A 14,039-nucleotide genomic window follows, 5' to 3' on the forward strand; every position below is an offset into this window, starting at 1 on the left:
GGACGGCCGCCGACATTCCGTCCCGTAGACTCGGCGGCATGCCCGTCGCCTCGCCGTACGCCGCCCGTCTCGCGGAGATCCCGGTCGAACGCCATGAGGCGCAGATCATGGGCTCCACCACGGCGTACTGGGCGTATGGAGAAGCCGCAGAGGACGCGCCGACGATCATCGCGGTGCACGGATTCCGCGGCGAGCACCACGGCCTCGAACCCGTCGTGGCGTACCTGCCCGGCATCCGGATCATCTCTCCCGATCTCCCCGGGTTCGGCGAGACGCCGCCGATCCCGGCTCGTGAGCACGACCTCGGTCTCTACACAGGCTGGCTGTGCGAGTTCGCCCGCACTGTCGCCCCGGGGGCGATCATCCTGGGGCACTCGTTCGGCTCGATCGTCACGTCGGCCGCGGTGGCGAGCGGACTCGAGACCCCCCGCCTGATCCTCATCAACCCCATCGGCGCCCCCGCCCTCGAAGGGCCCAAGGGCCTGCTCACCCGGCTCGCAGTGTTCTACTACTCACTGGGTGCGCGTCTGCCCGAGCGGGCAGGGACGGCCCTGCTTCGCCATCCGCTCATCGTGCGCATCATGAGCATCGCGATGGCGAAGACGCGCGATCCGAAGCTGCGGCGCTTCATCCACGACCAGCACGACACCCACTTCTCGCGCTTCGCCGACCGGGATGTGCTGCACGATGCCTTCGTGACCAGCGTGTCGCACGACGTGCGAGCGTTCGCGGGTGTGATCGACGTGCCGACCCTGCTCATCGCCGCCCAGCGCGACGACATCACGCCCATCGAGGCCGAGCGACGTCTCGCGATGATGTTCCCCCGGGCCGACCTCGTCGAGATCGCCGGCGTGGGTCATCTCATCCACTACGAGACGCCCGCGGAGGCCGCGGGAGCGATTCGGCGCTTCCTCAGACTTCCCGCCGTGCGAGGCCGATGAGCCCGGCCACACGGAACGGGATGACCTCGCCCATCGCGAGCGAGGTCTCGGTGCGCTCGACCCCCTCGATCGACAGGATGCGCGCATCGGTGTCGAACAGGTGGCGAGCGTCTCGGCACGCCACCCGCGCCAGCAGGTCGATCGATCCGCTGAGCCCGTGCGCCTGAACGATCTCCGGCACCCGTGAGAGCTCGCTGATGATCCGGGGCAGCTCGGTCTGACGCACTCCGATGCTGATGAACGCCTGCAGCGGGAACCCGAGCACCTCGGTCGAGAACGACCGCTCGTACGATTCGAAGACCCCCGTCTGCTCCAGGCGGGCCATACGCGCCTGGATGGTGTTGCGCGACAGGTGCAGTCGATCGGCGAGCTTCACGACCGTCATGCGGGGGTCCTCGGCCAGGGCGGTGAGCAGTTCGAGGTCGGTGCGATCCAGGACGGGCATAGTGCCACACGATAGCAGGGCGGCTGACGGCAGAACTACGCAACATGCTCAACAAGCGCAGACATGCTTGAGCGAGGTGTCAGTCGGACGTACCATTCGAACAAGCCCGACACAGCAGTCGGGAAGCCGTGCATGCCCCACGAAGGCAACCACGTCAGGAGGACGCCGATGTCACCGCACACCACCCCGATCGTCGACACGCAGAACGATCTGGAACTCACGGAGCGCATCATCGCTCCCGACGGCACCCGCGTGCCGAACCCGCAGCTCGACCGGTGGATCGACGACGTCGACTTCCCCACGATGCGCGATCTGCACCGCGACATGGTGGTCCTGCGCCGCATCGACGCGGAAGGCGTGGCGCTGCAGCGCCAGGGCCAGCTGGGCCTCTGGGCCCCCTGCAACGGCCAGGAGGCGGCGCAGATCGGCACCGGCCGCGCACTGGCCGCGAAGGACTTCGTCTTCCCCAGCTACCGCGAGACCGGCGTCATGTACACCCGCGGCGCGGAGCCGGCCGACTACGTGCGCATGTGGCGCGGCGAGGAAGGTGCGGCGTACGACCCCGCCCGCCTCGGCATCGCGCCGCTGCAGATCATCATCGGCGCGCAGACCCTGCACGCCGTGGGCTACGGCATGGGCATCCGGCACGACGGCGCCGACGAGGTCGCCGTCACCTACTTCGGCGACGGCGCGACCAGCCAGGGCGACGTGAACGAGGCGATGATCTTCGCGTCGTCGTATCGCGCGCCTGTCGTCTTCGTCTGCCAGAACAACCACTGGGCGATCTCGGAGCCAGTCGGTCTGCAGTCGCAGTACCCGCTGGCCGGGCGCGCCCCCGGGTTCGGCATCCCCAGTCTGCGCGTCGACGGCAACGACGTCCTCGCCTGCATGGCGGCGATGCGCTGGGCGCTGGATCACGCGCGATCCGGGAAGGGGCCGGCGTATCTCGAGGCGGTCACCTACCGCATGGGCCCGCACACCACGGCCGACGACCCGAAGCGCTACCGCGACGACGCCGAGCTCGCGCTGTGGCGCCAGCGCGACCCGATCGCTCGGCTCGAGGCTCACCTGCGCGCCGCAGGGGAGCTGAGCGACGAGCACCTCGAGTCGGTGCAGAAGGCCGCCGACGAGATGGCCCGCGAGATGCGCGCAGCGTGCATCGGCATGCAGACCCGCCCGGCTCTCGCGGTGTTCGACCGCGTGTACGCCGAGCCGCACTCGGACCTCGAGCGTCAGCGCGCCGAGTACGCCGCGTACCTGGCATCGTTCGAGGAGGCCTGAGATGACGCAGATGACCATGGGCAAGGCCCTGAACGCGGGTCTGCGTCAGGCGATGCTCGACGACGAGAAGGTCGTCCTGATGGGCGAGGACATCGGCACGCTGGGCGGCGTCTTCCGCATCACCGACGGGTTGAAGGACGAGTTCGGCGCGAAGCGCGTGATCGACACGCCGCTCGCCGAATCCGGCATCGTCGGCACCGCGGTGGGGCTGGCCTTCCGTGGCTACCGGCCCGTCGTGGAGATCCAGTTCGACGGGTTCATCTACCCGGCGTTCGATCAGATCGTCTCGCAGGTCGCGAAGCTGCACTACCGCACGCAGGGCCGGGTGAAGATGCCGCTCACGATCCGGGTGCCCTGGGCGGGCGGCATCGGCGCGGCAGAGCACCATTCCGAGTCGCCCGAGGCGTACTTCGTGCACACGGCGGGTCTGCGGGTCATCGCCGTCTCGGACCCGCAGGACGCGTATCGCTGCCTGCGCCAGGCGATCGCCAGCGACGACCCGGTGCTGTTCTTCGAGCCGAAGCGCCTGTATCACCACAAGGGCGAGGTCGATCTCGACGCGTCGCTGGCCGACGCCCCTCCGATGGGCCTGGCGCGCGTCGTGCGCCAGGGCACGGACGCCACGATCATCACCTACGGCGCCATGGTCGGCACCGCACTCGATGCGGCCGCCGCCGCCGAGGACGAGGGCGTCTCGCTCGAGGTCATCGACCTGCGCTCGCTCTCCCCGGTCGACTACGAGACCGTCTCCGCCTCGGTGCGCCGCACCGGACGGGTGGTCGTCGTGCACGAGGCATCCCGTGAGGCGGGCGTCGCGGCGGAGGTCATCGCGAGCATCACCGAGTTCTGCTTCGAGTACCTGGAGGCTGCGCCCGTGCGCGTGACCGGGCACGACATCCCGTATCCGCCGGCGAAGCTCGAGAAGTTCCACCTGCCCGACCTCGACCGCATCCTCGACGCCGTCGACCGTGTGCTCGATCGCCCGCACAGCCTCAGTGGGGCGGACGCGAAGGGGGATCAGCGGTGATCGCCGAATTCCGTCTGCCCGACCTCGGAGAAGGACTGACCGAGGCCGAGGTGGTGCAGTGGCTCGTGCAGCCGGGCGACGCCGTCGCCCTGAACCAGACGCTTGCGGAGGTCGAGACGGCCAAGGCCGTGGTCGAACTGCCGTCGCCGTACGAGGGCCGGGTGGCCAGCCTGCATGCCGACGCCGGTGAGACCGTCGCCGTCGGCGCTCCGCTCATCGCGTTCGATGTCGCAGGCGACGAGCCCGATGCGCCCGCCGCGCCCGAGGCCGAGGAGAAGGCGCAGCCCAACCTGGTCGGGTACGGTGCAGCGCCGGCATCCGGCTCTCGACCGGCGCGACGCGCCCGCCGCGGCGGGCCGGTTCCGGTGGCGGCCGCCGACGCCGAGGTGCTCGTCGCAGCCCCGCACGATGCGCTCCCGCCGAGCGTCGCCGAGCCGGCGGTGGGGGAGCGACCGCGGTCGACCCCGCCCGTCCGTGCGCATGCGAAGCGCCTCGGCGTCGATCTCGCGCTCGTCGCCGCCGAGGTCGGCGATCGGGTGATCACCCGCGATGACGTGGATGCCTATGCCGAGCGCGTCGGAGCCTCGCGGGCCGCCGGGCAGGCAGCCCCCGAACCCATGACGAACGCTCCCGTGACCCCGACCGGCGAACCGGCGGCGCAGCGGTCGCAGACGCGCATCCCGATCAAGGGGGTGCGCAAGCACACCGCCCAGGCGATGGTGCACAGCGCCTTCACCGCGCCGCACGTGACCACGTTCCACACGGTCGATGTGACGGCCACGATGGAGCTCATCGACCAGCTGAAGGCCGACAGGTCGCTTTCCGAGCACCGTATCGGACCGCTCGTGCTCATCGCGAAGGCGGTGACGCTGGCCCTCGGCCGCAACCCGTCGCTGAACGCGACGTGGGACGAGTCGGCCGGCGAGATCGTGCAGAACCATTTCGTGGATCTGGGGATCGCCGCCGCCACCGAGCGCGGTCTGATCGTGCCGATCATCCGGGATGCCGAGCGGCTCTCGCTCACGGGGATGGCCGATGCCCTCACCCAGCTGACGCAGACGGCGCGCGCAGGCAGGACCAGTCCGGCAGAGCTCGCCGGCGGGACGTTCTCGATCACCAACATCGGGGTGTTCGGCATCGACGCGGGCACGCCCATCCTCCCACCCGGGCAGTCGGGGATCCTCGCCGTCGGCGCGGTGCGACGTCAGCCGTGGGAGCACCGCGGCGAGATCGCGCTGCGGCAGATGATGACGCTGAGCCTGTCGTTCGACCACCGACTCGTCGACGGCGCCGAAGGCGCACGCTTCCTCAAGGACGTCGCCGACATCCTCGAGCAGCCGGGACGCGCGCTGCTCTTCTGAGCGGCGACGCTCCGGCGCGTCACCGCCGTCGGCCGTCAGCCGACGGCGGTGAGCGCCGCCATCGCCATCGCCGCGAGCACGCGGGCGGTGTCGGCCCGCGTGCGCAGCGCGGCGGAGGTGCTGTGCGGGGTGGAGTTGAGCAGCCCGAAGCACGCCTGCACCCGCAGACGCAGCTCATCGCGCTCGGCATCGACGAGAGTGCCCAGCGTGTCGATCCACAGCTCGATGTATCCGCGCTGTAGGCGGCGCACGTCGTCCTGCGAGTCGGCGGTCAGATGCGAGAGATCGCGGTCCTGAACGCGGATGACATCGGCGTTGCGCAGGGCGAAGTCGACGTGGAAGTCCACCAGCGCCGCCATCCGCGACCGGTCATCGCTGGCGCCGCTCACCACCGCTGCGCCGCCCGAGACGAGATCCTCGCTGACCCCGATCAGCAATGCGCCGAGCAGCGCCTGCTTTCCGGCGAAGTGCCGGTACACCGCGGGGCCGGATATCCCCACGGCCGCGCCGATGTCCTCCAGGCTCACGCCCGAGTAGCCTCGTGCGCCGAAGAGGTCGGCGGCGGCGAGGAGGATCGCATCGGTCCGCTCGGCCTTGGCGCGATCGCGCGCGGTGACGGGCGTTGTCATTTCGGTTAATCCTCGCTAACCTGAATTGCCGGGGTTAGTGAACACTAACCCTTCTGGCGCGATTTTTCAGCAACGGTCAAGGAGGACCCGCGATGCCGGTCACCCAGCAGGCACTCGCCGACGAGCTTCGCGAACGGCTCAGCACCGCCGCGCTCGGCGGACCGACCCGCTCGAGGGAACGACACATCGCCCGCGGCAAGATGCTGCCGAGGGATCGGGTCCAGCGACTGCTCGACGAGGGCAGCCCGTTCATCGAGGTCGCGCCGCTCGCCGCCCACGGGCTTTATGGCGACGAGGCACCGGGGGCGGGCGTGATCGCCGGCATCGGCCTCGTGCACGGCCGGCACGTCATGGTGGTCTGCAACGACCCCACGGTCAAGGGCGGCACCTACTTCCCACTGACCGTGAAGAAGCATCTCCGCGCCCAGGAGATCGCGCTGGAGAACCGGCTGCCGTGCCTCTACCTGGTCGACTCGGGCGGCGCGTTCCTGCCCAAGCAGGACGAGGTCTTCCCCGACCGCGACCACTTCGGCCGGATCTTCTTCAACCAGGCGCGCATGTCCGCAGAAGGCATCCCGCAGCTCGCCGCAGTGCTCGGATCGTGCACCGCGGGAGGAGCGTACGTGCCGGCCATGAGCGATCAGACCGTGATCGTGCGCGAGCAGGGCACCATCTTCCTCGGCGGGCCGCCGCTGGTGAAGGCTGCCATCGGCGAGGTCGTCACCGCGGAGGAGCTCGGCGGGGGAGAGCTGCACGCCCGCCGCTCGGGTGTCGTCGATCATCTGGCCGAAGACGACGAGCATGCGCTCGAGATCCTCCGCGACATCGTCGCGACCCTCCCGCGACCCGCAGACCCCGCCTGGTCCGTCGCGCCGAGCGTCGCGCCGCGCGCGAAAGGCAGCCTGTACGACGTCGTCCCGGTCGATGTGAACGCGTCCTACGACGTGCACGAGGTCATCGACCGTCTGGTCGACGGCGACACCGTCTCGGAGTTCAAGCCCGAGTACGGCACGACCCTGGTCACCGCGTTCGCCCGCCTGCACGGCCACCCGGTCGGCATCGTCGCCAACAACGGCGTGCTGTTCAGCGAGTCCGCGCAGAAGGGCGCGCACTTCATCGAGCTCTGCGACCAGCGCGGCATCCCTCTGCTGTTCCTGCAGAACATCACCGGGTTCATGGTCGGCACCGACGCCGAAGCGGGAGGCATCGCCAAGGACGGCGCGAAGATGGTGACCGCCGTCGCCACCACACGGGTGCCCAAGCTCACCGTCATCATCGGCGGCTCGTTCGGCGCCGGCAACTACTCGATGTGCGGGCGGGCGTACTCGCCGCGGTTCCTGTGGAGCTGGCCCGCCAGCCGCATCTCGGTGATGGGCGGGCCGCAGGCGGCATCCGTCCTCGCGACGGTGAAGGAGGACCAGCTCGTCGCAGCCGGCACGCCGTGGACGGCCGAGCAGCGTGCCGAGTTCGAGGCACCCGTGCGCAGCCAGTACGAGGCGCAGGGCGAGCCGTACTACGCCACCGCGCGGCTGTGGGATGACGGGATCATCGACCCCGACCGCACCCGGGACCTGCTCGGGCTCGCCCTCGACGTCGTCTCCCGCACGCCCCTGCCCGAGCCCCGCTTCGGCCTCTTCCGGATGTGATCAGCATGAGAATCGACACCGTCCTCGTGGCGAACCGCGGCGAGATCGCCCGCCGCATCATCCGCACCCTGCGCGAGCAGGGGGTGCGCAGCGTCGCCGTGCACAGCGACGCCGACGCCCTGGCGCCGCACGTGCGTGAGGCGGACGACGCCGTGCACATCGGGGGCTCGCCTGCTGCCGAGTCGTACCTGAACGTGGATGCGATCATGGCGGCCGTCGAGGCGACCGGCGCCCAGGCCGTCCACCCGGGCTACGGGTTCCTCTCCGAGAGCGTCGCGCTGGCGCGCGCCTGCCAGGCCGCCGGCGTGATCTTCATCGGGCCGGGCGAACGCGCCCTCGAGATCATGGGCGACAAGGCGCGCGCACGAGAGCACGTGTCCAGGCACGGCGTCCCGGTGGTTCCCGGTTTCGACGCATCGGGCCTCGACGACGACGAGATCCGCGCCAGGGCGCAGGACGTCGGCTACCCGCTGCTCGTCAAGCCCAGCGCGGGCGGTGGCGGCAAGGGCATGGAGATCGTGCGCTCGGCAGACGAGCTGACGGCCGCACTCGCCACGGCACGCCGGGTCGCGACGGCCGCCTTCGGCGATGACGCGATGGTGCTCGAGCGCCTGGTGCAGCGGCCCCGGCATATCGAGGTGCAGGTCCTCGGCGACACCCACGGCAACGTCATCGCCCTCGGCGAGCGCGAGTGCACCCTGCAGCGTCGTCATCAGAAGGTGATCGAGGAGGCGCCCGCCGCGAACCTGCCGGACGACGTGCGCACCCGCCTGCTCGAGGCCGCCGTCGCGGCCGCGCGCAGCGTCGATTACGTGGGCGCCGGCACCGTCGAGTTCCTCGTCGAGGCGGATGCGGTGGGCGAGGTGTTCTTCATCGAGATGAACACCAGGCTGCAGGTCGAGCATCCCGTCACCGAGGAGGTCACCGGTCTCGACCTCGTCGCCCAGCAGCTGCACATCGCCTCCGGGGGAGCCATCGAGACGGCCCCCGAGGTCCGCGGTCACGCCGTCGAGGCGCGGGTGTACGCGGAGTCGCCCGAGCGCGGCTTCCTGCCCTCGACGGGGCGCGTGCTGCTTTTCGACGCACCCGAGGGCGTGCGCGTGGACGCCGCCGTCGAGACCGGCTCGGAGGTCACCGGCTTCTACGACCCGATGATCGCCAAGGTCATCGCCTACGGCCCCGACCGGGTCACGGCGCTGCGCCGCCTCGATCTCGCCCTGGCGCGCACGGTGGTGCTCGGTGTCGAGACGAACATCGCGTTCCTGAGGACGCTGTGCGCACACGACCGTGTCGTGTCGGGAGACCTCGACACCGGGCTGATCGAGACCATGCTGCCGTTCGCCGCGGGTGCTCCCGACGGGCGGATGCTTGCGGCCGCGGCGGCTGCGACCGAGGGCATCCGCGAGCGCGACGGCGTCTCGCCGCTCTGGCACGGTCTCGAGGGCTGGCGGATCGGCGCGAGGGCCCCTCGCCCGAAGATCGCTTTCCTCACCGACGACGATCAGGTGCTCGAGGCGCCGGAGGGGGCCGCCGCCGGCACCGCGGCGACCGCGATCGACGCCGACGGCGCCGTCTGGGTCTCGGCGCAGGGCAGCACCGTGCGCCTTCGCCGGCTGACACGCCGCGCCCGCATGGATCTGCGCCTCGCTGAGCAGGAGCGGGCATCGGGACCCCGCGAGCCCGAGGGCCGCGCCCCCATGCCCGGCAGCATCGTGGCCGTGCACGTCGCCGACGGGGACGCGGTCAGAGCAGGAGAGCCCATCGTCTCGATCGAGGCGATGAAGATGGAGCATCCGGTGCTCGCGCCGCACGACGGCACGGTGCACCTGCTGGTCGCCCTCGGCGACCAGGTGCGACGGGACCAGCCCGTGGCACGAGTCAGCGAACAGGAGACAGCATGAGCGTCCAGACCGAACTGACAGGCGTCGACCTCAACGAGGAGCAGCGGGAGCTGGCCGCGATGGTGCGCGAGTTCGCCGAGGGGGTCGTCGCCCCGCAGGCGTACGAAGCCGACCGCACCCACACCCTGAACCTCGACGTCGTGCGCCAGATGGGGGAGATGGGCCTGTTCGGGCTGCCGTTCTCCGAGGAGCACGGCGGGCAGGGCGGCGACTACCTGGCCCTGGGCCTGGCGATCGAGGGCATCGCCCGCGTCGATCAGTCGCTCGCGATCACGCTGGAAGCCGGAGTGAGCCTCGGTGCGATGCCGGTCTACCGTTTCGGCACCGAGGAGCAGAAGCAGGAGTACCTGCCATCGCTGCTCGCAGGCGATGCGCTGGCGGGCTTCGGTCTCACCGAGCCCGAGGCGGGAAGCGACGCGGGCGCCACCCGCACCACGGCCCGCCTCGAAGGCGGCGAGTGGGTGCTCGACGGCAGCAAGCAGTTCATCACCAACTCCGGCACCGACATCACCCGCTTCGTGACGATGACCGCGGTCACCGGGCAGAGCGATAGGCGCAAGGAGATCTCGACGATCATCGTCCCCAACGGCACCCCCGGGTTCACCGTCGAGCCAGCCTACGACAAGGTCGGCTGGAACGCCTCCGACACGCATCCGCTCACCCTGCAGGACGTGCGGGTTCCCGAGGCCAACCTTCTCGGCGAGCGCGGCCGTGGGTTCAAGAACTTCCTCAGCATCCTCGACGAGGGCCGCATCGCGATCGCCGCTCTCGCGACGGGCGCCGCGGAGGGATGCCTCGAGGCTGCAGTGGACTACGCCGGAAAGCGCACGGTGTTCGGCGCGGCCCTGAGCACGCGTCAGAACGCGCAGTTCACGCTGGCGCGCATGCGGGCGCGGGTGCACACGGCGCGCCTGGCCTGGCATCACGCGGCGCGGCTGCGCGACGCGGGCCGCCCGTTCGCCGAGGAGGCCGCGATCGCCAAGCTCGTGTCGGGCGAGGCCGCGATGGACAACGCCCGCGACGCCACGCAGATCTTCGGCGGCAACGGGTTCATGAACGAGTACTCCGTGGCACGCCACTACCGCGACTCGAAGATCCTCGAGATCGGCGAGGGCACCACCGAGGTGCAGCTGCTGGTGATCGCGCGGTCTCTGGGCCTGGTCGGATAACGTGCGAGCATGACCGACATCGTTCAGCGCGGACTGTACTTCGAGGAGTTCGAGGTCGGCGCGCGATACCTGCACCGGCCCGGGCGCACGGCGACGGAGGCCGACAACGTGCTCTTCACCACGCTCACCATGAACACGCAGGCCCTTCACCTGGATGCCGCGTTCGCCGACGCCCAGCAGCCCTTCGGCCAGCGGCTGATGAACTCGATGTGGACCCTGTCGACGATGGTGGGCGCGTCGGTCACGCAGCTCACCCAGGGCACCCTGGTCGCGCAGCTCGGACTCGGCGACATCTCGTTCCCGCACCCGCTGTTCCACGGCGACACGCTCTACACCGAGAGCGTGATCGTCGACAAGCGGCTCTCCGCGTCGCGACCGGGGCAGGGGATCTGCACGATCGAGCACACCGGCCGCAACCAGGACGGCGTGGTCGTCGCGAGAGCGACGCGCACGACCCTGATGCGCTGCCGTCCGGAGGGCGAGCGGTGACCTTCGGCATGGGGCCGGCGCTGCTGTTCTGTCCGGCCGACCGCCCCGAGCGGTTCGCCGGAGCACTGCAGAAGGCGGATGCCGTGATCCTCGACCTCGAGGATGCGGTGCTTCCGGATGCCAAGGACCGGGCGCGCGCGAACGTCATCGCGGCCGACGTGGATCCTGCTCGGGTGATCGTACGGGTGAACGCGCCGGACACCGCGGAGTTCGCGCTCGATGTCGACGCGGTGCGGCGCACGCCTTTCCGCACCGTCATGATCGCCAAGAGCGAGGACTCGGCGGCGTTCGACGTCTTCGGCGCGGAGTTCGATCTGATCGCGCTGTGCGAGACGGCTCGGGGCGTGCATCGTGCGGCGTCCCTCGCCGCGCACGGGCGCACGGTCGCACTGATGTGGGGCGCGGAGGACCTCGTCGCCTCGCTCGGCGGGACGTCCAGCCGCCTGCCCGACGGGCGCTACCGTGACGTCGCCCGCACCGCCCGGGCGCAGGTGCTGCTCGCCGCCGGAGCACACGAGCGTTCCGCGGTGGACGCCGTGCACCTCGACATCGATGACGTCGACGGGCTGGCGGCAGAGGCTGCCGACGCCGTGGCATCCGGATTCCGCGCCACCGCCTGCATCCATCCGAAACAGGTCGCCGTCATCCGCGACGCATACCGGCCCGATGAGGCGACGGTCGGCTGGGCCAGGGCGGTGCTGGCCGCGGCCGAGGGGGAGCGGGGCGTGTTCCGGTTCGAGGGGCGGATGGTCGACGAGCCGGTGCTGCGCCACGCCCGCGCTGTTCTCGGCCGACGCTGAAGTCAGATCGGGATCGCCTCGAGCAGGCGCAACGTGCCGCGCTCGGCGACGAAGCGGTGCACCGAGCCGTTGTGCAGCGAATCGCCGATGCGCGGCAGCGAGCCGCCCGAGACATGCATGAGCAGCGAGCGGATGACACCGCCGTGGCTCACGACGATGATCGACTCGGCGCGCGGCGCCGACCGACGTCGCGATGCGCGCACGATCCGATCCAGAGAGTCCAGCGCGCGGTCGCGCACCTCCTCCAGCGTCTCCGCCCCCGGTACCGCCGATGTCCAATCGCCCCACGTCGTCAGGTAGTCGTCGACGAGCATCCCCTCGCCGTCGCCGAAGGTGCGCTCCCGAAGACCGCGGGTGAGCGCAGGGGCTGCGAGGCCGAGCTCGTCCGCGATGATCTGCGCGGTCTCCTGGGCGCGCACCAGCGGGCTCGCGTAGATCGCGTCGTACCGTTCGCCGGCGAGGGCTTCGGCCGCGGCCTTCGCGTCACCGCGACCGGTGTCGTTGAGGGGGATGTCGGTGGTGCCCTGGATGCGACGGGCGAGGTTCCAGTCGGTCTGTCCGTGGCGTACGAGTGTCAGCAGGGTCACCATCCGAGCCTAGATGAGACAGCTGCGAGGCGGATTCAGAGAGCGCCGAGACGGGATGCCAGTGCGGTGAGCACCTCGGTCGTGCCTCCGGCGATGACCTCGTCGGCCCAGACATCCGCCCTGGTCGGCTCGTGGTTCACGATGACGATGGGCATGCCCCGGCGTCGCGCACGCTCGATCACCCGGATGCCGGAGTTCACGGCGAGCGATGTGCCGGCGACCACGAGTGCGGCCGACGCGTGCACGAGCGACTCCGCGAGGGCGAACCGCGCGATCGGCACGAACTCGCCGAAGTACACGACGTCGGGCTTGAGCATCCCGGCGCAGATCTCGCAGGACGGGATGACGAACCCCTCGGTCGTCGCCGGCGAGACATCGCCGTCGGGGTTGAGCACGATGTTCTCGGGAACGAGGATCCACGGGTTGAGCTGCTCGATCTGCTCGGCGATCGCGCGCCGGTCGTACACCTGGCCGCAGTGCAGGCAGAGCGTGCGATGCATCGTGCCGTGCAGCTCGATCACCCTGCGGCTGCCGGCGCGCAGATGCAGACCGTCGACGTTCTGGGTCACGACTCCGGTCGCGGATCCGGCTCGTTCGAGCGCCGCGAGCGCGAGATGACCGCCGTTCGGATCGGGTGCGGTGAACGCGCGGTAGCCGAGATGACCGCCGAGCCAGTACCGCCGCCGAGCCGCCTCATCCGACAGGTACGTCTGGATGGTCATCGGGTTCGACCGGGGCGGTGCGCCCGCGCCCCGGTACGCGGGGATTCCCGAGTCGGTGGAGATGCCGGCCCCGGTGAGCAGCGCGAACGGGCGATCCTGCAGCAGCTCGGCGGTGCGCTCGACGGCCTCGCCGATGGTGTCCGAGGGCTCGAGGGACTGCACCCCGGAAGTCTAAGCGCGGACGAGGCGCATCGGGGCCGTTCCGACCTGACAGCATGGACGGATGCAGCTGCACCACCTCGCCGACCCGCACGACCCGCTGCTCGACGACTACCGCGCCCTCACCGACACCGCGCTGCGTCGGGTGCGTGAGCCGGCCGGGGGGCTGTACATCGCCGAATCCGCGAAGGTGATCGAACGCGCCCTGCAGGCCGGCCACCGTCCGAGATCGGTGCTGACCCAGCAGAAGTGGACGGATGCCGTCGCCGAGCTGCTTCAGGGCCGCGACGTGCCGGTGTACGTCGTGGCCGACGACGTCGCCGAGCGGCTGACCGGCTTCGCCGTGCACCGCGGCGTGATGGCGGCCATGCACCGACCCGATCCGGTGCCGGTGTCCGACCTCCTGTCGTCGATCTCCCACCGCCGCTCCCGCATCGCCGTCCTCGAGGGGCTGACCGACCACACGAACGTGGGCGCGGTCTTCCGCTCGGCCGCGGCGCTGGGCGTCGACGCGGTGCTGGTGACGCCGACCTGCGCCGATCCGCTCTACCGTCGTGCGGTGCGGGTGTCGATGGGCAGCGTGTTCCAGGTGCCGTGGACGCGCATCGAGAACTGGCCGCAGGGCATCGACGACCTCCGCCGCGGCGGCTACGTGGTCGCCGGCATGACGTTGGGCGCGGGCGCCGTCGAGCTCGACGAGCTCGTGGCCGAGTCGCCGGAACGCCTGGCGCTGGTCTTCGGCACCGAGGGCGACGGCATCCTGGGGGAGACCGAGCGGATGCTCGATCGCCGCGTCACCATCCCCATGAGCGGGGGAGTCGACTCGCTCAACGTCGCGGCGGCGTCGGCTGTCGCGTTCTACGCGACGCGCTGAACCCCGCG

General features: G+C 70.6%; 14 protein-coding genes. 10 read left to right on the top strand and 4 right to left on the bottom strand.

What is annotated here, in order from left to right; translation table 11 throughout:
- The first annotated feature begins 38 nt into the window (after positions 1–38).
- Positions 39–941 carry an alpha/beta fold hydrolase gene (locus tag V2S04_RS10230; protein ID WP_413638389.1) on the top strand — a complete coding sequence of 301 codons (903 nt, stop codon included), beginning with the start codon at positions 39–41 and terminating at the stop codon, positions 939–941.
- Here the strand turns inward: V2S04_RS10230 and V2S04_RS10235 are convergent.
- On the bottom strand, positions 913–1,386 hold the full coding sequence (locus tag V2S04_RS10235; protein ID WP_340086685.1) for an Lrp/AsnC family transcriptional regulator: 474 nt from the start codon (positions 1,384–1,386) through the stop codon (positions 913–915). The two genes, V2S04_RS10230 and V2S04_RS10235, sit on opposite strands and share 29 nt — an antisense overlap.
- A 168-nt stretch (positions 1,387–1,554) precedes the next feature.
- On the opposite strand from V2S04_RS10235, the gene pdhA reads away from it, so the two are divergent.
- From pdhA to V2S04_RS10250, 3 genes are read left to right on the top strand one after another with little or no spacing between them, the layout of a single operon-like run.
- Entirely contained in the window at positions 1,555–2,667 is a 1,113-nt protein-coding gene (gene pdhA / locus V2S04_RS10240) for a pyruvate dehydrogenase (acetyl-transferring) E1 component subunit alpha (protein ID WP_413638390.1), read from the top strand.
- Position 2,668: 1 nt separating this feature from the next.
- Positions 2,669–3,694: an alpha-ketoacid dehydrogenase subunit beta gene (locus V2S04_RS10245; RefSeq protein WP_413638391.1), complete on the top strand. Its 1,026-nt coding sequence runs from the start codon at positions 2,669–2,671 to the stop codon at positions 3,692–3,694.
- Positions 3,691–5,055 (top strand): dihydrolipoamide acetyltransferase family protein, encoded by a 1,365-nt coding sequence (locus tag V2S04_RS10250; RefSeq protein WP_413638392.1) that lies wholly within the window; start codon positions 3,691–3,693, stop codon positions 5,053–5,055. Before V2S04_RS10245 ends, V2S04_RS10250 begins: the two co-directional genes overlap by 4 nt.
- A 35-nt stretch (positions 5,056–5,090) precedes the next feature.
- Here the strand turns inward: V2S04_RS10250 and V2S04_RS10255 are convergent, their stop codons facing one another.
- Complete coding sequence (locus tag V2S04_RS10255) at positions 5,091–5,684, bottom strand: TetR/AcrR family transcriptional regulator (RefSeq protein ID WP_413638393.1); 594 nt, start codon at positions 5,682–5,684, stop codon at positions 5,091–5,093.
- Positions 5,685–5,776: 92 nt separating this feature from the next.
- Here V2S04_RS10255 and V2S04_RS10260 point away from each other — a divergent pair, with 92 nt between their 5' ends.
- From V2S04_RS10260 to V2S04_RS10280, 5 genes are read left to right on the top strand one after another with little or no spacing between them, the layout of a single operon-like run.
- Positions 5,777–7,330, top strand: a complete 1,554-nt coding sequence (locus V2S04_RS10260; RefSeq protein ID WP_413638394.1) for a carboxyl transferase domain-containing protein — start codon at positions 5,777–5,779, stop codon at positions 7,328–7,330.
- A gap of 5 nt (positions 7,331–7,335) precedes the next feature.
- Positions 7,336–9,231, top strand: coding sequence for an acetyl/propionyl/methylcrotonyl-CoA carboxylase subunit alpha (locus tag V2S04_RS10265; RefSeq protein WP_413638395.1), 1,896 nt, complete (start codon positions 7,336–7,338; stop codon positions 9,229–9,231).
- Positions 9,228–10,400 carry an acyl-CoA dehydrogenase family protein gene (locus tag V2S04_RS10270; RefSeq protein WP_413638396.1) on the top strand — a complete coding sequence of 391 codons (1,173 nt, stop codon included), beginning with the start codon at positions 9,228–9,230 and terminating at the stop codon, positions 10,398–10,400. Before V2S04_RS10265 ends, V2S04_RS10270 begins: the two co-directional genes overlap by 4 nt.
- A gap of 9 nt (positions 10,401–10,409) precedes the next feature.
- On the top strand, positions 10,410–10,889 hold the full coding sequence (locus tag V2S04_RS10275; RefSeq protein WP_413638397.1) for a MaoC family dehydratase: 480 nt from the start codon (positions 10,410–10,412) through the stop codon (positions 10,887–10,889).
- Complete coding sequence (locus V2S04_RS10280) at positions 10,886–11,689, top strand: HpcH/HpaI aldolase/citrate lyase family protein (protein ID WP_413638398.1); 804 nt, start codon at positions 10,886–10,888, stop codon at positions 11,687–11,689. The genes V2S04_RS10275 and V2S04_RS10280 overlap by 4 nt, the downstream gene beginning before the upstream one ends.
- 2 nt (positions 11,690–11,691) lie before the next feature.
- On the opposite strand, the gene V2S04_RS10285 is transcribed toward V2S04_RS10280, so the two are convergent.
- Positions 11,692–12,279 carry a histidine phosphatase family protein gene (locus tag V2S04_RS10285; RefSeq protein ID WP_413638399.1) on the bottom strand — a complete coding sequence of 196 codons (588 nt, stop codon included), beginning with the start codon at positions 12,277–12,279 and terminating at the stop codon, positions 11,692–11,694.
- 32 nt (positions 12,280–12,311) lie between these two features.
- Positions 12,312–13,160 carry a Sir2 family NAD-dependent protein deacetylase gene (locus V2S04_RS10290; protein ID WP_413638400.1) on the bottom strand — a complete coding sequence of 283 codons (849 nt, stop codon included), beginning with the start codon at positions 13,158–13,160 and terminating at the stop codon, positions 12,312–12,314.
- Between the two features lie 61 nt (positions 13,161–13,221).
- Between V2S04_RS10290 and V2S04_RS10295 the strand changes: the two genes are divergently transcribed.
- Positions 13,222–14,031 (top strand): TrmH family RNA methyltransferase, encoded by an 810-nt coding sequence (locus V2S04_RS10295; RefSeq protein ID WP_413638401.1) that lies wholly within the window; start codon positions 13,222–13,224, stop codon positions 14,029–14,031.
- Positions 14,032–14,039 lie beyond the last annotated feature (8 nt).

It is taken from the genome of Microbacterium sp. OR21 (assembly GCF_047306785.1).
Lineage (GTDB): Bacteria > Actinomycetota > Actinomycetes > Actinomycetales > Microbacteriaceae > Microbacterium > Microbacterium esteraromaticum_E.

Bases quoted from the DNA above. Each gene is read 5' to 3' on its own strand.
- V2S04_RS10230 (WP_413638389.1), top strand. From the start codon at position 39: ATGCCCGTCGCCTCGCCGTACGCCGCCCGTCTCGCGGAGATCCCGGTC.
- V2S04_RS10235 (WP_340086685.1), bottom strand. From the start codon at position 1,386: ATGCCCGTCCTGGATCGCACCGACCTCGAACTGCTCACCGCCCTGGCC.
- pdhA (WP_413638390.1), top strand. From the start codon at position 1,555: ATGTCACCGCACACCACCCCGATCGTCGACACGCAGAACGATCTGGAA.
- V2S04_RS10245 (WP_413638391.1), top strand. From the start codon at position 2,669: ATGACGCAGATGACCATGGGCAAGGCCCTGAACGCGGGTCTGCGTCAG.
- V2S04_RS10255 (WP_413638393.1), bottom strand. From the start codon at position 5,684: ATGACAACGCCCGTCACCGCGCGCGATCGCGCCAAGGCCGAGCGGACC.
- V2S04_RS10260 (WP_413638394.1), top strand. From the start codon at position 5,777: ATGCCGGTCACCCAGCAGGCACTCGCCGACGAGCTTCGCGAACGGCTC.
- V2S04_RS10265 (WP_413638395.1), top strand. From the start codon at position 7,336: ATGAGAATCGACACCGTCCTCGTGGCGAACCGCGGCGAGATCGCCCGC.
- V2S04_RS10270 (WP_413638396.1), top strand. From the start codon at position 9,228: ATGAGCGTCCAGACCGAACTGACAGGCGTCGACCTCAACGAGGAGCAG.
- V2S04_RS10275 (WP_413638397.1), top strand. From the start codon at position 10,410: ATGACCGACATCGTTCAGCGCGGACTGTACTTCGAGGAGTTCGAGGTC.
- V2S04_RS10285 (WP_413638399.1), bottom strand. From the start codon at position 12,279: ATGGTGACCCTGCTGACACTCGTACGCCACGGACAGACCGACTGGAAC.
- V2S04_RS10295 (WP_413638401.1), top strand. From the start codon at position 13,222: ATGCAGCTGCACCACCTCGCCGACCCGCACGACCCGCTGCTCGACGAC.